The organism is Parapedobacter lycopersici (genome assembly GCF_024643285.1).
Classification (GTDB): Bacteria; Bacteroidota; Bacteroidia; order Sphingobacteriales; family Sphingobacteriaceae; genus Parapedobacter; species Parapedobacter lycopersici.
In genome coordinates this window covers 481,057-499,239 of the sequence record NZ_JAMSLW010000002.1, presented here as the reverse complement: position 1 = coordinate 499,239, position 18,183 = coordinate 481,057, and the positions used below count along the sequence as shown (strand labels likewise).

Below are 18,183 nucleotides of genomic sequence, written 5' to 3'. Positions count from 1 at the left end.
TTTGATCGCAAAAGTGTCCAAAACTCGCCGCTGTACCCGGATGCTACCACGGCAGTGCATCAACGTGCATATCGCATCCGGCCAAGGCGGCATTGACGGTGAACGGAGGGCTGGTGCTGGACGTGCACCGGACGGCCATTCGGATGAATATTGGCCTTGAAGAATCGGGAAGCAGCGAGAAGCAAAGCATGTGCTGCAAATTTGTACAGGCAACAACCAAGCGGATTGGGGAAGCGTAGCGGCTACAATACGCGCAATAGATGATTTGCAATCAGCCTGCGACCGAGACTTCACAGCCTTGATTTTTTGCTTCGTTTTGCATCAAGGCAAAATGAAGGCCTGCCCGGCGAGGGCTAAATTTAAGATGAGCCGGCAAATTGCAGTGGGTATGAAAAAAAAGTAAGATGTTTGCAGCATGGCATTTTCCAATGAAATCATGGCCTGGTACCAACGCCACAAACGTGATCTTCCCTGGCGGCATACACACGATCCTTATGTGATCTGGCTTTCGGAGGTGATTCTGCAGCAGACGCGTGTGGAGCAGGGTTTGCCTTACTTTTACCGGTTTCTGGAGCACTACCCTACGGCGACTGATTTTGCCAATGCCCCCGAGGATGAAATATTGCTCCATTGGCAAGGGCTGGGATATTACTCCCGGGCGCGCAACATGCACGCGGCAGCCAAAGCCGTGGTAGCGGAACATGGCGGCGTTTTTCCTTCGCGGTATGACGCCCTGATCAAACTGAAAGGCATCGGGGAATATACGGCAGCAGCCATTGCCTCGTTTTCGGCGAACGAAGCCCGTGCGGTGGTAGATGGCAATGTGTTCCGGGTGCTGGCCCGTTATTTCGGTATCGACGAGCCGATTAATTCCGTGAAAGGCAAGAAGCTTTTTCTGGAGCTGGCACAAAGCCTGCTCGATGAGACACAGCCAGGCCTGTATAACCAGGCCGTCATGGAGTTCGGCGCGTTGCAATGCCGCCCTAAAAATCCCCAATGTGCCAATTGCGTTATCCGCTTAGGCTGCCGGGCCTTCCATGCGGGCGATGTCGAGCGTCTGCCGGTTAAAATTAAGGGCAAGGCAAGCCGGAACCGCTATTTCAATTATTTCGTCGTGATGGAGGATAACAGGATGTTAATGCATAAGCGCGGGAAGGGCGATATCTGGGAGAACCTGTATGAACTGCCCCTCGTGGAAACGGTACATGCGATGGACATCGCCGAACTGGCAGTGCAGGAGGAGGTAGCCGGCCTCTTCGGAGAACAAGCGGTGCTGCAAGCCATATCAGGAACTGTTAAACACGTATTGAGCCATCAAAACCTCTTTGCCCGGTTTATCCTCGTAAGCCGCAGGGATACCTCAATAGCCATAGAAAAAAAGATCAGCGGGAATTATGTATTTTTAAAAGATTTGAATACATTAGCTAAACCTAAGCTGATTTTTTCCTTTTTGGAAAATTTTATGGTTAAACTGTAATACCTAAATTATTATGTCGGGCATCAACAAAGTCATTTTAGTGGGGCACCTGGGGAAGGATCCGGAAATTCGTCATTTAGAAGGTAATGTTACCGTTGCCAGTTTTCCGCTGGCTACGTCGGAAACTTACAATAAAGACGGCCGGAAGATGGAACAGACGGAGTGGCATAATATTGTGATGTGGCGCGGACTGGCTGAAGTAGCAGCAAAGTACCTGTTCAAGGGGAAGTTAGTATACATTGAGGGCAAGCTCCGGACACGCACGTATGAGGATAAGGAAGGGATCCGGCGTTATACCACTGAAATTGTTGCCGAGAACTTTACACTGCTGGGGCGCCGGAGTGATTTTGAACCAACGGGCAGTACCGGCGTGTCGGGAGGGGAACAGGCGGCAAAGAAGACGGATGGCGATGCCGAGGTAGACTTCAAGGAAAATGATGACGAAGATGATGCACTTTTTTAACGTACCCCTTACTTCACATACCCGGTTGGTGTCGGGCCGATTCTAGCGAAGCTGAAGCGCGTTTCGCATTTGGCGGCTTTGCCTGCATCATGTCAACACCTAAGCACACGCTCCACGGGCAATAACGGATCTTGTCGCGAACCCATTGCTAATAGCTGCTCGCTAATTTATTTTTTTGCTGTATCTTTGGCGTCATGTTGCAAGAGAAAATACAGCAGTATACCAAAGAAATAGAAGCGTTTAACCCGAAATCCGCTGACGATGCCGAAGCATTCCGGCTTAAGTTTTTAGTAACCAAAGGCATTGTGCGGAATTTGTTCGAAGCATTCAAAACAGTGCCCGTGGAAGAGAAGCGTGTGCTGGGCAAGGTGCTGAATGAATTCAAGCAGCTTGCCGAGAGCCGCTATGCCACATTTCAGGAGCAATTTTCTTCGGCCTCATCAGCATCCAAACAAGCACAGTACGACCTTACGCTCCCCGGGGAGGGCTTTGCCGTGGGATCACGGCATCCGTTGTCTCTGGTGCGGAAGGAAATCGTGGAGATTTTTAAAAAACTGGGTTTTACGGTTGCGGAAGGCCCCGAAATCGAGGACGACTGGCACAATTTCACGGCACTTAATTTCCCTCCCGAACATCCCGCCCGTGACATGCAGGATACCTTTTTCATTAAAAAGCAGGAAGGAAACGATATTGCACTGCGCACCCATACGTCGTCTGTGCAGGTGCGGATGATGGAAAACGGCACGCCGCCCTTCCGTTCCATTATGCCGGGCCGGGTTTATCGAAACGAAGCCATTTCGGCACGCGCACACTGTTTTTTCCACCAGGTAGAGGGGCTCTACATCGACGAAGGGGTGTCCTTCGCCGACCTGAAACAGACACTGTATTACTTTGTACAGGAGCTGTTTGGTGCCGATACCAAGGTGCGTTTCCGCCCGTCTTATTTCCCGTTTACAGAACCCTCGGCCGAAATGGATATCAGCTGTACCATCTGCAAGGGGAAAGGCTGCCAGCTGTGTAAGCAAACCGGCTGGGTGGAGATATTGGGCTGCGGAATGGTAGATCCCAATGTGCTCAACAACTGTGGGATTGACAGCACGAAATACAGTGGTTTTGCTTTCGGAATGGGTATCGAACGCATTACCAACCTGAAATATGAAATCAAGGATCTGAGGTTGTTTTCCGAAAATGACGTCCGTTTCCTTAGCCAGTTTGACACGGAATTAATTTAAATGTCCAACATACTGTACATCGCTTCTTTTGTTTTGCTGGTCCTGCCCATGGCCTGCAAAAAAGGAGGATGTAACGTCATTGAAAACATGCCGGTAACGGAACAGGTGTCCATGGTCCAGTATTCCCAGCTCTATGTGCCCAATGGGGTAGCGGTGACGGACCGCGGAGGGGTGGCCGGATTAATTGTGGTGAATACCGGAAATGGTTATGTGGCTTTTGACCGGTGCAGTACGGTAAATCCGGAAAAGCGTTGTGCAGTTGTTGTGGAAGAAAATGGTGTGGTAGCCAGGGATCCCTGTTCAGGTGCGCGGTACCTGCTGGTCAACGGATCGCCGGCTGAATTGGCAGAGTGTCCGCTGAAACCATACCATGCGTCTCGAAATGGCGAAACCATAATCGTATCAAATTAATGGAAGCCGATAAAGTTAAAGAATCAATAAAGCGGTCAGCCCGGGAACTATTCCGCCGCTATGGTTATAAAAAAACCAGTGTCAACGAAATTGCCCGGAAAGCGAAGATTGCCAAGGCGACGATTTACAAGTATTTTGACAGCAAAGAGCTTGTACTGCATGCCATCCTGATGGATTACATCCGCGAAAGTGTGGACGACCTGTTGGGCAAATACAACAACCAGTCCGATCTGGAGACCTACCTGGGCAATACCATTCTGCGGGTCAGCCGCCTGACCTATACCATCTGTAACGAATTTTTGGGCTGGGACTTTATCCGGGAGTCGGCCAACACGCAGGAATACCTCAAAACACTGTCGGACGACCTGGAGTTCCTGCTGGTCAGTTCGTTTATCAACAGCACGGAAATCGGGCGTGCCGTAGCGCCCGAAAAGCTGACTTTTCTGATCAAAGCCAGTAAAAATATCGTATTCTCCTTTGCCTTTACGTCGGTAAGTGAAGCGGACGTGCGTAAGAATTTTGTTTCCTTCCAAAAGGAAATCCTTCCGTATCTAGTGAAGGCAACGGTGGATGGTGACTAATTTGAAAGATAACCGGCAAAACCCGTACCTTTGCACCCTATGAGCAGACGAAGGATTCCGCCCGAAAAGCGGCTGATACAGGATATCATCATTACGGATATCGCCGAAGAGGGAAAAGGGGTTGGCAAGGCAGAGGACCTGGTTCTTTTTGTGGATAAAGCCATTCCCGGCGATGTGGTAGATGTGGAGTTAACCCGCAAGAAAAAGAACTTCGCCGAGGCAAGGATCGTTCAGCTCAAGACAGATTCCCCGCACCGGATTAAACCATTCTGTGATCATTTCGGGGTATGCGGCGGCTGCAAATGGCAGCACATGGAATACCCCGCACAGCTTACCTATAAACAGAACAGCGTAGCCAATGCCCTTTCACGCTTGGGTAAGGTTAATACGTCCCATATGGAGGCGATACTGCCGGCCCCGGAGACGGCCTACTACCGCAATAAACTTGAATATACATTTTCCAATAAACGGTGGCTGACACAGGTGGACGACGAACAGGCAGCTACTGAGATGAACGCGCTGGGCTTTCACGTCCCCGGCCGGTTTGATAAAATTCTGGACGTCGACCATTGTTACCTGCAGCAGGATCCGTCAAATGCCATCCGTAACCAGTTGCGGGCATTTGCACTGGCGGAGCAGATTTCGTTTTATGACCTCCGGCAACACGAAGGTGCATTACGGAATCTCATTATCCGCACGGCATCAACAGGGGAGCTGATGGTGATTGTCGTGTTTGCCTATGCCGATGCGGAAACCGTGCAGAAGACCATGGCCTTTCTCCAGGAAGAATTTCCACAGGTTACGTCGCTGCTCTATATCCTCAACCAGAAAAAAAACGACACTATTTTTGATCAGGATATCCACCTTTTTGCCGGTCGCGACCATATTTTTGAAGAAATGGAAGGCTTGCGGTTTAAAATCGGTGCCAAGTCTTTTTACCAGACCAACTCTCAGCAGGCCTATGCGCTTTATCAGATTACGCGTGATTTTGCGGCCTTTGAAGGCAACGAACGGGTATATGACCTGTATACCGGTGCAGGCACCATTGCCAATTTTATTGCCGGACATGTGCAGGAAGTAATCGGGGTGGAGTACGTGCCAACGGCCATTGAAGATGCCAAAATCAATTCGGCCATTAACGGCATTGCCAACACGAAGTTTTTCGCGGGCGACATGAAAGACGTATTAACCCCGGATTTTATTGCCGAGCACGGCAAGCCGGATGTCGTGATCACGGACCCGCCGCGTGCCGGTATGCATGCCGATGTCGTGGCCCGGTTATTGGAGATGGAAGCCGGGAAGATCGTATACGTGAGCTGTAACGCGGCAACACAGGCCCGGGACCTGGCCCTGCTGCAGGAAAAATATGAAGTGATGCGGATCCGTCCGGTGGATATGTTTCCGCAGACACAACACGTTGAAAATGTGGTTTTATTGACGCTAAAAGGATAACCAGCTTATGGAATTGGCGGATTTATTGGGCGCACAGGCCGGCGACGATGGCCAGCCGAAAAAAGAGAGCCCGCTTAAAAGCTTAAAAGTAGACCTGGATTTTTACGGTGAATCCATTAAGGAGACCGCGGTGGAAATTATGGCAGAAGGGTTTTCGGCATACCCCATTTTTGTGGCACACCAGCACGAAATCAATCTGGGGGAGCTGATTCTGGATAAAAACGAACTGGGCACCGAATGGTCGGTGCATGCCTCCTCCCTGGAAGAATTTATTGAACGCGGGATCATTAAAGAGGAGCGGAAGGCCCATTTTATTAAAAAATATAAAAAGCCGGAGGATTTTATGTGTGTCTTCGTCATCGTTCCCGAAGGCGCTAATTTTGTGTATTATCCGTACCAAAAATAAGAAAATCAACCAGCAGGTTAAACGTTGGGGCGCATAAACGGTCAAACCCCTTATGGCGGATGACGGCAACCGTACCCGCCGCTGCAGACATGTAAATGAATTGCCTTACCAAAATAACGTTCCTCTTCCTCTGCAATGTCTTATTGCCGGTGTGGTTATGTGCCCAGGAGTCGGGCGTAATACGGGGTATTATCGTCGAGGCAGGCAGCAGCAAACGATTAAGTGGCGTAACCGTTACGAACAAAAACACGCAGCGTACCGCCATATCCAATAACCTCGGCACCTTTGAAATTTATGTGACAGTGGGCGACAGCCTGACCGCCAGCAGTGTGGGGTATGTGCCTGTCGCTACGGAAATTACCACCCTCAGTGATATCCTGCTGGATATGAAGATGGGGACGATTCAGCTGGAAACTGCAACAGTGGACCGGATGAGTAAGGAGGCGGAGCTTCGCGATGCCATGCAGGGCTACCGGAAGCAGGGCGTCTACTATAATGGCAAACCCCCGGCATTGGCGTATATTTTTAATCCCGTCACTTCGCTTTATGAGTTATTCGGCCGCACACCGCGGAATGCGCGGCGCTTCCAGAATTACATGAGCCAGGAACTTGCAGCAACGGAAGTCGACCGGAAATTCAATAAGGCACTGATCCAGGACCTGACCGGCCTTGAGGGGGAAGACCTCAATAACTTTATCGTCTGGTTCCGTCCTTCCTACGAAAAAATACAGCACTGGCAGGAATATGATATGACGGCGTACATTATGCAGTCGTTCAAACAGTTTGAACGGGATGGCCGTCCGGCGCCGCCGAAACTGCCTGAATTAAAGGCCGACCCGCCCGAAGATTAGCGGTTGCGTTTTGCTGATACTGACGGAGACGGGTTGTTTTGGCACTGGGTTTGCATCTGTTAATACATAACAAAACTTAAACATTATGACTGGGAATAGAAAACTTACCTTATTTGGGCTGTCTGTAGCAACATCGATGATGCTGTTCAGTGGTTGCAGCACCATACAGTCCATGTCCAATACACAGAAAGGAGCGGCCGTAGGCGTAGCTGCCGGTGGTGCATTGGGTGCCCTTATCGGGGGCAAGGCCGGCAATACGGCGATCGGCGCATTAGCGGGTGCGGCCATTGGCGGCGTCGCAGGCGGACTTATCGGTAAAAAAATGGATAAACAGGCGGCTGAGATTGAGCGTACGGTAGCGGGAGCGGAAGTAATTAAAGCGGAAGAAGGTATTGTTGTCAAGTTTGATTCGGGTATTCTTTTCGATTTTGATAAGACCGAGGTCAAGACCGCTGCCCGCGAAAACATCGCGAATCTGGTGGCTTCGCTGAACAATAACCCGGACACAGATATTCTGGTTATCGGACACACGGATAATAAGGGTACGGATCAGTACAACCAGGGGCTTTCCGAGCGCCGGGCCAAAGCGGTACGTGACTATGCCGTATCACAGGGATTGGCGGCACGCCGGATTAAAACCGAGGGCCGGAGTTTTCATGAACCCCTCGAAGATAACGGTACGGAGGCCGGCAGGGCACAGAACCGCCGCGTGGAGATTGTGATTGTTGCGAACGATAAAATGATTGAGGAAGCCCAGAAGCAGGCAAACCAATCGTAACCGGGTCTGCCACTGTGGTAGCGGCTTAGCTGCGGCAGCGGTGCAGCCAAGGGATATATCCAAAGGCCGGAATAACCTGAATAGCGGGTTGCTCCGGCCTTTGCCTGTTTAGTTGCCCCAGGCCGTAATCAGCAGCTTCCGCTGCCCGCCATAATTCCGGTGTTCGCATAAATAGACGCCCTGCCAGGTTCCCAGCGCCAGTTTCCCGTTCCGGATCGGAACATTCAGCGATGCCCCCATCAATGAAGCCTTGAGGTGCGCGGGCATGTCATCGGAACCTTCATCGTTATGCAGGTAATCCGGATCATTTTCCGGAACGGCTTTATTGAAATACGTTTCGAAGTCACGGCGCACCGTCGGGTCGGCATTCTCGTTGATCGTCAGCGAAGCCGAAGTGTGCTGGATAAATAGGTTACAGATGCCCGATTTCCACTCCCGCACCGGACCTAAACATGCGTTAATTTCGTCCGTGATTAAATGGAACCCCCGCGGGTATGCACGGAGCGTAAGCTGCTGCTGGTGTATTTGCATTATGTCCCTTTTTCCAGCAGTTCTTCCAGTTTATTCCGCAGTGCCTGTCCGCGTAGGTCCTTTGCGATGATTTTTCCCGACGGATCAAGCAGGTAGTTTGTCGGGATGCTGTTGATGCCAAAATGTGCAATAATCTTGCTTGACCAGCGCTTTAAATCAGACACCTGGGGCCACACTAAGCCGTCTTTTTGGATAGCCGAGGTCCATTGCTCCCGGGAATCATCCAATGAAACGCCGAGGATATTGAAATCCTTGTTTCGGTATTTGTTATACATGGCAACCAGGTTGGGGTTTTCCACCCGGCAAGGGCCACACCAGCCCGCCCAAAGATCGACCAGCAGATATTGTCCCTTGAAATCCAACGAGCTGACCAGACTACCACTGGTATCAGGTAGGGTTAATTCGGGCATCACCTTGCCTACTTCAAATAATTTTAACCGAGCCAATTTAGCGGCTACATCCTGGCCAATCGGCGACTGCCTGAGCTCGGCAGATAGGCCGTTGTATAGGGATTCCACGTGCGCATTGTCTGCTATCCCAACTAAGTTCATGGCAAGCTGCTGGAGGCTGACGAAAACATTGGGGTGGGCTTGGACAAAATCGCTGACACGTTTAATAACCTGTGCGTTAAAATGCTGCTCCATTTCGGTTAATTCCGCGGTAAACGTTTCTTTCTCCAATAGTTCAGGAGTCGCTTCCTGTTGTTTTCTTTCCAGTTCATTAAGCATTTCACGAAGGGGCAAGCTTACTTCTTTTTCATATAGCGCCTTCGCATCATTATTTGGTGTGCCACTGATGGTGGCTTGGCGCAGGCTTCCGGTACTGTCCGTTATGGTAATGGCACCATCCTCAAGGAAAAGTCGGTTACCCTCACTGGCTCTCTCGTAGCCTGTTCCTTCCCTGTTTAATACGATTTGAACCTCGGCAACAGTATCAATATCACCCTCAAATGTGAATTTACCATTTTCCAGCACAGCCGAATCGCGGACAACGTACGCCTGATCCTGAACCTCCAGCAGGTAAACAGTAGCAGGGGCATTCAGGTTACCCAATGATCCCTGTATGGTGTAATGCTGCTTTTTCGAGCAATCCGTCAACAGCAACATAGCCAGTACGGCTAAAACAATGGAAAATCTTTTCATAATTCATTGGTTTACAATGTTGAAATTGTATTGGTCGAGCTAAAGTTAACGGATTTTCCGCAATTTATGAAATGCATTGGATCAAAGGAAGCCGGTCAGGGATTGCCCGGAAACGGTAGGATACAGATATGCCCTGTGTGTACGGTACTCCCGGAATGCTTCCACAGCAAGTCCACCCACTAACCGAAGAAACGTGGATTCACCGTGGACTCATGGTGGAGTCACCGTGGACTCACCTCGAAGAAAAGACATCGGTGTCCCGGCGAAAAAGCAGGCTACTGATACTGGATATAAATGGGTGCCGGTGTCAATGCCAGCACTTCTTCCAGTGTCATCATCCGGTGCGGTGCCGGGATCAGGTCGTTCTTATAAAAGAACTTAAATCCGGTAAACTGAATGGGTTCGGGAAATATGTAGCTCCGATAGGTGTTTTTCTTCAACGCCGGCGCGCCCCATCCGTCCATGTTGATGACCTGCTGCACCTCGGGATACAGCTTAATCTGCTGATAATCCTTAATCATGCCCTGGGTAAAGCGATGCACCACCAGGACCTTGGGAGGAAGGTTATTGGCGCGAACCAGTTCGGCAAGATGGGCGGCAGCAAAATTGATATCCTTAGCGGTAAATGAGCCGATCCGTTTGCCTGGGGGCAGTTCTTCTTTCATGGAAAACTCGGGGTCAATGCCCAGGTGCACGTGCGGCATACGCAGGAAGGTGTCGAGGCGTGGGATCTCATCTTCCAGTGTGCTGAAGCCGACCTGGATGTCCAGAAAGACCAGCGCATCTCTTTTTTTGGCAATGCGAAGCACGGAGTCGATCTGGCTGAATGGCATGCGCAGCCGGTGTTTGCCGTCCCGTCCGGGACTGCCCTGTGCGGTGACGGCAATATAATGGAGCGCGGGAACTGCCGTAATACCCGTATCCGCTGCATTCCAGGCGGCTACTTCGACATCCAGTTTATCCAGCATTTGCGCAGGGGGCAGTTCGCCAAGGATACCCATCTGGCGGGAATACAGGTTCCCATAGTAGGCGATGATCCGTTTGCCGGGCAATACGGCCCCTTCAAGCGGGATCGGCTGGTCCGCTACGGGCCACCTTCCGGTAGTATCCCCATGAGCCAGTGCATGCAACCCCGCCCAGTAGACGGCGGAATCGGCCCTGCCGTCGGAAGAAGGCGCTGCTGCCGGCGTTGCCGGCTGTTCCGCTGCGTCGGCGGTGGGCGGAATTGATCCCCCGGTATGCCCCTGCTTCGCATTTTCTGTCAATTGACAGGCGCTGAATAGTAAACCCAGGTAAAGAAAAACGGAGGCCTTGTTGCTGTGTGCCATATTGGAATCAGTTTAGCAGGAGCGATCATCCGGCTATGTTTCTTGCGCAAAGAAACATAAAAAAACGAAAGCTTCCTGCGGAACAAATTAATTCTGATCTTTAAGCTAACTTTGGCGCTGAATAATGGCGGGTATCTATTTTCATATTCCTTTTTGTAAGCAGGCGTGTCATTACTGCGATTTTCATTTTAGCACTTCGCTGAAATACCGCGATGAAATGATCGATGCCATGCAGCGCGAACTGAACCTGCGGAAGGCATACCTGGGCAACGAGCCCGTCGAAACCATTTATTTCGGCGGGGGTACCCCTTCACTGCTCGCGCCCGATGAAATACGGCGACTGCTTGGAACCGTGACGGATCTGTTCCCGGTGTATGCGGGTGCCGAAATCACACTGGAGGCCAATCCGGATGATTTGCATGCCGGTTTCATTGCCGGGCTTCGTGATACACCGGTGAATCGCCTGAGCGTGGGCATCCAGTCATTTTTTGAGGAGGACCTGCGCTGGATGAACCGGGCACACGGGGCTGCGGATGCCGAAACTGCAATCAAGCGGCTTCAGGATGCCGGTTTTGACAATATCACGGCCGACCTGATTTATGGTTATCCACTGCTCACCAACGAAAAGTGGCAGCGGAATGTGGCGAAAATGCTTGCGTTTAATGTGCCGCACATTTCTGCCTATAGCATGACCGTGGAACCGCAGACTGCCCTGGCAGCCCTGATCCGGAAGGGGAAGCAACGGCCGATGGATGAGCAGCAAAGTGCGGTGCAATTTGAATACCTGATGGATACGCTGGGCCAGGCCGGGTATATCCAGTACGAGATATCAAATTTCGCCCGGGAAGGGTGCTACGCAAGGCACAACAGCAACTATTGGAAGGGTGTTTCCTACCTCGGTATCGGCCCCTCCGCCCATTCCTTTGATGGTGGTACGCGGCAATGGAACGTAAGCAATAATGTGAAATACCTCCGGGCATTGCAGGACGATAAACTGCCCGGGGAACGTGAATTCCTGACGGCCCGGGATCGATTGAATGAGTATATTATGACCTCATTGCGGACGGTGTGGGGACTTGATCTGCGGATTGTCGAAGCTGAATTCGGCCGGGAGCGCCGGCTGGCCCTCGCGGAAGCATTACAGGCGTTCCTGCTATCTGGGGATGTCCAGGTAAGGGAGGAGGTGGCTACACTGACCAGGAGCGGAAAACTGCTGGCTGACCACCTCGCTTCGGAACTGTTTTTTACGGATTAATTCCCGGGGCCTTTTTCCTATACGGGCGCAATTTTTGCCATGATGATGGCTGTGGCCCCCGCCTTGCAGGCCACATAAGTCCCGCTCCGCTGTCCGGCCATGAGTCGCCGTTCTTCCGTTTGCAGCTCGTTAAAAACCGTAGCCAGTCCGTCGGCGTCCGCAACCGTGAAACCGCCACCTTCGGCAATCAGGTCCTTTGCCTCCTGGAATTTCCGGTAATTTGGGCCGAATATAACGGGAATGCCATAAGTGGCCGCCTCCAGCGTATTGTGAATGCCTTTGCCAAAGCCGCCGCCGATATAGGCTACGTGGCCATAACCATACAGCGCGGAAAGCATGCCAATGTTATCGATGATGAGGGTGGTTGGTAGTTGGTGATCTACGACTGGTGATGCGTGGCCGGTGACCTGATTTCCGGTAGCTGAAAGCCGATCGGTGCCTTCATTCATATTGGAATACCGTTGGCTGTCCGGAAACAACTTTTCGATGGAATGGATGTGTTCTTCGTGGATTTCATGGGGTGCAAGGATGAATTTCCAGTCGGGGTACCGCCTGCGCAGGCCGGCAAGCAGGACTTCGTCTGCAGGCCAGGTGCTGCCCGCGACCAGCACCGGATGACCGGCTACGAAATCCGCGATCCCCGGGAGTTCTTTGCTCGTCCGGGGCAGCGTAACCACGCGGTCGAACCGTGTATCGCCGGCAAGCACGGCATTGGTATGACCCAGCGGTGCCAGCAACCGCAGGCTTTCTTCATTCTGGGTGAAAAAGAAGGTCACGCACCGGAGCGCTTTGCGGAACAGACCCCCATACCAGCGAAAAAATACCTGTCCGGGCCGGAAAATAGCGGAGATCAGATACAGGGGAATGTTCCTGCGGTGCAGCGCCTGAAAATAACACGGCCAGTATTCGTATTTGGTGAAAACCGCAAATTCGGGATTAACCAGTTCAACAAAGCGGCGGGCATTGCGGGGGGTGTCGGCGGGCAGGTAATAGACGTGATCGGCCAGGGGGGTGTTTTTCCGGATTTCATAACCCGAAGGCGAGTAAAAAGTGACCAGAAAAGGCTTGTCGGTTCGTCGGGCGCGCAGCGCCTCCAACACGGGGCGCCCCTGCTCGAATTCGCCCAGTGAAGCAAAGTGAAACCAGATGCATCCGCGGTCCGGATCGACCTCCCGTGCAATGCGGTGCAGGAGATTCCGGCGGCCGCTGACCCACTTCCGGGCCTTGGCATGAAAGGGTGATAACAGCCATAAAAATAAACCGTAAATTTTGATACTGACCAGGTAAATTGCCTGCATAATCCTTATATTCGCCTCAAACTTAAATAAAGTTACCTACTTAAGCAATTGGGCTCAGGAGGTAAATGATATGCAAATTAGCTTATGTCAAACCCACGGATACTTATCACTGGTGCAGCGGGCTTTTTGGGGTCCCACCTCTGCGATCGTTTTATCCATGAAGATTACCATGTCATCGGGATGGACAACCTGATTACGGGTGATCTCCGTAATATTGAACATTTGTTCAAGCTGCCTAATTTCGAATTTTACCGGCACGATGTGTCTACCTTTGTGCATGTGCCTGGCAAATTGGACTATATCCTTCACTTTGCCTCGCCCGCAAGCCCGATCGATTACCTGAAGATCCCCATCCAGACCCTGAAAGTGGGCTCGCTGGGTACCCACCACCTGCTGGGTCTGGCCCGGGCGAAAGGTGCCCGGATTCTGGTAGCCTCCACGTCGGAAGTGTACGGCGATCCTACGCTGAGCCCCCAGCCGGAGACGTACTGGGGCAATGTGAACCCGGTGGGTCCGCGGGGTGTATACGATGAGGCGAAGCGTTTTCAGGAAGCCATTACCATGGCCTATCACACGTTCCATGGCCTTGAGACGCGTATTGTGCGCATTTTTAATACTTATGGCCCCCGGATGCGGCTCAATGACGGCCGGGTACTACCGGCATTTATCGGGCAGGCATTGCGCGGCGAGGACCTGACGGTTTTCGGCGACGGCTCCCAGACCCGGTCTTTCTGCTATGTGGACGATCAGGTGGAGGGCATCTACCGGCTGCTCCTGAGTGATCATCCGCATCCCGTAAACATCGGTAACCCCGATGAGATTACCATCCGGCAGTTTGGTGAGGAGATTATCAAGCTTACCGGTACGGACAGGCAGCTGGTATTCCGGGACCTGCCGGTGGACGATCCCAAGCAGCGGCGACCCGACATTACCAAAGCGCGGGAAATCCTGGGATGGGAACCCAAAGTAGGACGGGAAGAAGGACTCCGGATTACGTATGATTACTTTAAATCGTTGCCCGACCAGGAAATAGCACATAAGGACTTTACGTATTATAATCAACGATAAATGAGCAGAATCTTAGTGACGGGCGGTACCGGCTACATCGGTTCGCATACGGTGGTTGCATTGCAGCAGGCGGGACATACCCCGGTAATTGTGGATAACCTTTCCAATTCCAATGTGCGTGTACTGGACCAGATTGAAAAAATCACCGGTGAAAAGCCGGAATTCCACGAGTTTGATCTTTGTGACGAACAGCGGGTGCGGGCATTCGTAGCGGCTAATCCGGATATCAGCGGAATCATTCATTTTGCGGCTTATAAGGCCGTGGGTGAATCTGTTCAGCAACCGCTTAAATACTATCACAACAATTTATTTTCGTTGATTAACTTGCTTAATGCCTATGCAGGTAAACCGGTAAATTTTGTGTTTTCATCCAGCTGTACGGTATACGGCCAACCCGATCAGTTACCTGTAACCGAAACGGCACAGGTAAAGCAGGCTGAATCACCCTATGGCAATACGAAGCAGATTGCCGAGGAAATCCTATCCGAAACAGCAGCGGCATTTGATAATTACCAGGTCATATCGCTTCGGTACTTTAATCCGGTGGGTGCCCACGAAAGCGCGCTCATCGGTGAACTGCCCCTTGGCGTACCGCAGAATCTCATCCCATTTATTACCCAGAGCGCAATTGGCAAGCGCGGACCAATTACGGTTTTCGGCGACGATTACCGTACGCCCGACGGCTCGGCAATACGCGATTATATCCATGTGGTGGATCTGGCCAGCGCACACGTGGCGGCCATTGACCTGCTGGAACAGGGGAACCCGAATGGAAACTACGATGTGTTCAATGTAGGGACGGGTACCGGCAATTCGGTGCTGGAAGTTATCCGGGCATTCGAGGCGTCCACGGGCGTGAAACTTGACTACCAGATCGGACCCCGCCGTGCCGGAGATGTGGAACAGGTGTGGGGGGATGTAACGAAATCCACCGAAGAGCTGGGCTGGAAGGCTGCACTGGGAATTGAGGAGATGATGCAGTCGGCATGGAAATGGGAACAGTATTTGAAGGCGAATCCGCTGAGCTAGTTATTGGGTATATTGTATTATGAAGAAAATCATCATCACCGGCGGAGCCGGCTTTATCGGATCGCACGTGGTCCGGCGGTTTGTGACCCGTTATCCCGATTACGAAGTAATCAACCTGGATAAGCTGACTTATGCAGGTAACCTGGCGAATCTCCGCGATATCGAAGACCGGCCCAACTACCGTTTTGTGAAGGGCGATATCACCGACACGGTTTTTCTGGATGAACTGTTCGCGGCTGAACGGCCTGCTGCCGTGATTCACCTGGCGGCGGAATCGCATGTCGACCGATCCATCAGCAGCCCGCTGGAGTTTGTGCTGACCAATGTGGTCGGTACCGTAAACCTGCTGAACGCAGCGAAAAAGCACTGGGAAGGCGAATACGACACACACCGGTTTTACCATGTGTCTACCGACGAGGTCTACGGGGCACTGGGCGATACCGGGATGTTTACCGAAGAAACAAGGTATGATCCCCATTCACCTTATTCAGCATCCAAGGCTTCCTCTGACCATTTTGTAAGGGCCTATCATGACACATATGGGCTGGATACGGTGATTTCCAACTGCTCCAATAATTACGGATCCTTCCATTTTCCGGAAAAACTGATCCCATTGGCCATTAACAACATCAAAAATAAACGGCCGGTGCCCGTTTATGGGAAAGGTGAGAACATACGCGACTGGCTTTGGGTGGAAGACCACGCACGTGCCATTGACGTAATTTTCCATGGGGCGGCCTCGGGCGAGACCTACAATATCGGCGGACACAATGAATGGAAGAATATTGACCTGATCCAGCTGCTCTGCGGGATCATGGATAAAAAACTGGGGCGGGCAGACGGGGAATCCGCCAGGCTCATCACGTTTGTAAAAGACCGTGCAGGACACGATTTGCGGTATGCTATTGATGCCACCCGGCTGAAACAGGACCTGGGTTGGGAACCCAGCCTGCAGTTTGAGGAAGGGCTGGAAAAAACGGTGGACTGGTACCTCGCAAATGAAGCATGGCTGCAGGATGTAACTTCCGGCCATTATCAGCAATATTACGCGGAACAGTACGGCGGATAGCGCCCGGCTGGCCTGACCCGCAGCATTTTAAAACAGAATCACCGTATCCATATTATTACCATGATGCCCGGGTACGACCCGGATTAAAATGGTATGTTTGTTTGTAAACATAACTAACGTAACGATGAAATGTCCGAATTGCAATGAAACGTTATTGATGTCCGTAAGGAATCAGGTAGAGATTGATTATTGTCCGTCGTGCAGGGGAATATGGTTGGACCGGGGCGAGCTCGACAAAATTATCAGCTACGCTGAAAGGGAAGAAACAAATGCCTCCCGCAACCCGTCAGGAGACTGGGAACGCGATCGCGACCGTCCGAAGTACGACGATAGGCACCACCAGGGTCATCCCCGTAAGAAAAAGTCCTTTTTAGGCGACTTTTTTGACTTTGACTAAACCCCGTTGATTAGTTAGTGGCCGAAAGGCGGATTTTGTGCAGTATGGGTGAACAATGCTTTTCTCCAAACCGGTTTTTTGTGATTACGGGTGGACCGGGAACAGGCAAAACAACCCTGCTGGATGCCTTGCGGGCAAAACAATTTCCCTGCATTCCCGAGGTTGCCCGTGAAATTATCCGGGAACAGGTTGCCTGTGGCGGTGATGCGCTGCCGTGGCAAAATAAAGCGGCTTATACGCAGCTGATGCTGACGGCGTCCGTGGAGGACTACCTGCAAACGATGAATGAATACACTCCCGGCAGCGTGGTGTTTTTTGACCGGGGAATACCGGATACCTTGTGTTATGCCGCCATGATCGGCCTGGAAATTCCCGGCGAGCCGGAACTGGCCAGCAGGTACCGTTATCATCGTCGCGTGTTTATTCTACCTCCCTGGCCGGAAATTTATCATACCGATGCCGAACGGAAACAGACGTGGGAAGAGGCGGTGTTTACCTATGAAATGATGAAAAAGACTTATAGCAAACATGGCTATCAGTTGATTGACGTACCCCTGGTGCCCGTTGTGGAGCGGGTTAAGTTTCTGGAACGCCATATCCGGGAAGAGCTCCCGTAAAGACCGGCGATGTATTTTTAGGGCTTCAGGATATGTCGCGCCGGTTATGCATTAAAGCACCTGTTTACCGGTGAGCATACGGCCATCAACCGCTTTGTCAACCGTAATATAGCCGGGGTAGTTCAGTTGTTTATTGCCCAGTGCAAGCGTCGGTTTGATCTTCAGACTTACTTTGATTTTTTCGTCCGACTGACCGTTTTGCACCTTTTTCAGGAACGCCAGCAGTTTGCCCTGGGTCTGCCTGTCGGAAAGAAAAGAATATACATTTGCCTGCAATTTTACGGGAACAGTGACGGTTTCCCCCGCTGGAATAATGACCGGGAGATCGGACGTTCCGTCCATTACCTCGCGGTCCTCAATCAGGATTTTATAAGCGAATTGCTGTATACCGGCCCGGCTTTTAGTCGGGTTGGTGACCCGGACCTGCAATAAGCCGGACAATGGGATATCCCGGTTTAAGAACCCCAACGCAACGCCGGGAAGGCTCCCCACATCAAGCCGGCCGCCGGCGATCAGCCGGCCCACATCCGTGCCGGCCAGAAAGATACTGTCGGCCGATACGAATTCATAGCGGCAGTTTTCCAGTGCGCGCAGTTCTTTTGCTTGTTTGTCCAAACCGCAGGCCATCAGGAGGGCGATTACCCCGATGAGTAATGTGCATTTTTTCAGCATGAAAACAATATAGCAACATTAACGCCAAATCAGGTTAAAATCCAGGAAATTTAATGACATGCTGCGCGGTGGCCACCTCCTAAGTCGCTATTTAGGTTTATTTCGTGTACAGAAATGTTGTTTTTT

At 51.5% G+C, this 18,183-nt stretch carries 21 protein-coding genes; 16 read left to right on the top strand and 5 right to left on the bottom strand.

Annotated features, from left to right (window positions below; all coding sequences use genetic code 11):
- Positions 1–92 precede the first annotated feature (92 nt).
- From NEV57_RS06335 to NEV57_RS06290, 10 genes are all read left to right on the top strand, one after another.
- Positions 93–239, top strand: coding sequence for a hypothetical protein (locus NEV57_RS06335; protein WP_257657458.1), 147 nt, complete (start codon positions 93–95; stop codon positions 237–239).
- A 176-nt stretch (positions 240–415) separates the two neighbouring features.
- Positions 416–1,477 (top strand): A/G-specific adenine glycosylase, encoded by a 1,062-nt coding sequence (mutY, locus tag NEV57_RS06330; protein WP_257657457.1) that lies wholly within the window; start codon positions 416–418, stop codon positions 1,475–1,477.
- A 13-nt stretch (positions 1,478–1,490) separates the two neighbouring features.
- Positions 1,491–1,940, top strand: a complete 450-nt coding sequence (locus tag NEV57_RS06325; RefSeq protein ID WP_257657456.1) for a single-stranded DNA-binding protein — start codon at positions 1,491–1,493, stop codon at positions 1,938–1,940.
- 194 nt (positions 1,941–2,134) lie between these two features.
- Complete coding sequence (pheS, locus tag NEV57_RS06320; protein ID WP_257657455.1) at positions 2,135–3,172, top strand: phenylalanine--tRNA ligase subunit alpha; 1,038 nt, start codon at positions 2,135–2,137, stop codon at positions 3,170–3,172.
- Positions 3,173–3,583 carry a hypothetical protein gene (locus tag NEV57_RS06315; RefSeq protein ID WP_257657454.1) on the top strand — a complete coding sequence of 137 codons (411 nt, stop codon included), beginning with the start codon at positions 3,173–3,175 and terminating at the stop codon, positions 3,581–3,583. It begins immediately after the preceding gene.
- Positions 3,583–4,164 (top strand): TetR/AcrR family transcriptional regulator, encoded by a 582-nt coding sequence (locus tag NEV57_RS06310; protein WP_257657453.1) that lies wholly within the window; start codon positions 3,583–3,585, stop codon positions 4,162–4,164. The genes NEV57_RS06315 and NEV57_RS06310 overlap by 1 nt, the downstream gene beginning before the upstream one ends.
- A 39-nt stretch (positions 4,165–4,203) precedes the next feature.
- On the top strand, positions 4,204–5,616 hold the full coding sequence (gene rlmD, locus NEV57_RS06305; RefSeq protein ID WP_257657452.1) for a 23S rRNA (uracil(1939)-C(5))-methyltransferase RlmD: 1,413 nt from the start codon (positions 4,204–4,206) through the stop codon (positions 5,614–5,616).
- A gap of 7 nt (positions 5,617–5,623) precedes the next feature.
- The gene (locus tag NEV57_RS06300) at positions 5,624–6,022 is read left to right on the top strand and encodes a hypothetical protein (RefSeq protein ID WP_257657451.1); all 399 of its coding nucleotides are present in this window, start codon (positions 5,624–5,626) and stop codon (positions 6,020–6,022) included.
- A gap of 95 nt (positions 6,023–6,117) precedes the next feature.
- Positions 6,118–6,873: a peptidase associated/transthyretin-like domain-containing protein gene (locus NEV57_RS06295; protein WP_257657450.1), complete on the top strand. Its 756-nt coding sequence runs from the start codon at positions 6,118–6,120 to the stop codon at positions 6,871–6,873.
- Positions 6,874–6,958: 85 nt separating this feature from the next.
- On the top strand, positions 6,959–7,651 hold the full coding sequence (locus tag NEV57_RS06290; protein ID WP_257657449.1) for a YiaD family glycine zipper/OmpA-like lipoprotein: 693 nt from the start codon (positions 6,959–6,961) through the stop codon (positions 7,649–7,651).
- A gap of 108 nt (positions 7,652–7,759) precedes the next feature.
- Here NEV57_RS06290 and NEV57_RS06285 read toward each other — a convergent pair whose 3' ends face one another.
- The 3 genes from NEV57_RS06285 to NEV57_RS06275 all read right to left on the bottom strand — a co-directional run bounded on the left by NEV57_RS06285 (position 7,760) and on the right by NEV57_RS06275 (position 10,652).
- Positions 7,760–8,182 (bottom strand): secondary thiamine-phosphate synthase enzyme YjbQ, encoded by a 423-nt coding sequence (locus NEV57_RS06285; protein WP_257657448.1) that lies wholly within the window; start codon positions 8,180–8,182, stop codon positions 7,760–7,762.
- Positions 8,182–9,324 carry a TlpA disulfide reductase family protein gene (locus NEV57_RS06280; protein ID WP_257657447.1) on the bottom strand — a complete coding sequence of 381 codons (1,143 nt, stop codon included), beginning with the start codon at positions 9,322–9,324 and terminating at the stop codon, positions 8,182–8,184. The genes NEV57_RS06285 and NEV57_RS06280 overlap by 1 nt, the downstream gene beginning before the upstream one ends.
- A gap of 275 nt (positions 9,325–9,599) precedes the next feature.
- Positions 9,600–10,652 (bottom strand): hypothetical protein, encoded by a 1,053-nt coding sequence (locus NEV57_RS06275; protein WP_257657446.1) that lies wholly within the window; start codon positions 10,650–10,652, stop codon positions 9,600–9,602.
- Between the two features lie 124 nt (positions 10,653–10,776).
- Between NEV57_RS06275 and hemW the strand changes: the two genes are divergently transcribed.
- On the top strand, positions 10,777–11,907 hold the full coding sequence (hemW, locus tag NEV57_RS06270) for a radical SAM family heme chaperone HemW (RefSeq protein WP_257657445.1): 1,131 nt from the start codon (positions 10,777–10,779) through the stop codon (positions 11,905–11,907).
- A gap of 17 nt (positions 11,908–11,924) precedes the next feature.
- Here hemW and NEV57_RS06265 read toward each other — a convergent pair whose 3' ends face one another.
- Positions 11,925–13,205 carry a 3-deoxy-D-manno-octulosonic acid transferase gene (locus tag NEV57_RS06265; RefSeq protein WP_257657444.1) on the bottom strand — a complete coding sequence of 427 codons (1,281 nt, stop codon included), beginning with the start codon at positions 13,203–13,205 and terminating at the stop codon, positions 11,925–11,927.
- An 84-nt stretch (positions 13,206–13,289) separates the two neighbouring features.
- Here NEV57_RS06265 and NEV57_RS06260 point away from each other — a divergent pair, with 84 nt between their 5' ends.
- The 5 genes from NEV57_RS06260 (at position 13,290) to NEV57_RS06240 (ending at position 17,385) form a co-directional block, all read left to right on the top strand.
- Entirely contained in the window at positions 13,290–14,273 is a 984-nt protein-coding gene (locus tag NEV57_RS06260) for a UDP-glucuronic acid decarboxylase family protein (RefSeq protein WP_257657443.1), read from the top strand.
- Positions 14,274–15,302, top strand: coding sequence for a UDP-glucose 4-epimerase GalE (galE, locus tag NEV57_RS06255; protein ID WP_257657442.1), 1,029 nt, complete (start codon positions 14,274–14,276; stop codon positions 15,300–15,302).
- Between the two features lie 19 nt (positions 15,303–15,321).
- The gene (gene rfbB / locus NEV57_RS06250; RefSeq protein ID WP_257657441.1) at positions 15,322–16,371 is read left to right on the top strand and encodes a dTDP-glucose 4,6-dehydratase; all 1,050 of its coding nucleotides are present in this window, start codon (positions 15,322–15,324) and stop codon (positions 16,369–16,371) included.
- 124 nt (positions 16,372–16,495) lie between these two features.
- Positions 16,496–16,768 (top strand): TFIIB-type zinc ribbon-containing protein, encoded by a 273-nt coding sequence (locus NEV57_RS06245; protein WP_257657440.1) that lies wholly within the window; start codon positions 16,496–16,498, stop codon positions 16,766–16,768.
- 44 nt (positions 16,769–16,812) lie between these two features.
- On the top strand, positions 16,813–17,385 hold the full coding sequence (locus NEV57_RS06240; protein ID WP_257657439.1) for an AAA family ATPase: 573 nt from the start codon (positions 16,813–16,815) through the stop codon (positions 17,383–17,385).
- A gap of 51 nt (positions 17,386–17,436) precedes the next feature.
- Here the strand turns inward: NEV57_RS06240 and NEV57_RS06235 are convergent, their stop codons facing one another.
- Complete coding sequence (locus tag NEV57_RS06235; protein WP_257657438.1) at positions 17,437–18,057, bottom strand: LEA type 2 family protein; 621 nt, start codon at positions 18,055–18,057, stop codon at positions 17,437–17,439.
- Between the last annotated feature and the right edge of the window lie 126 nt (positions 18,058–18,183).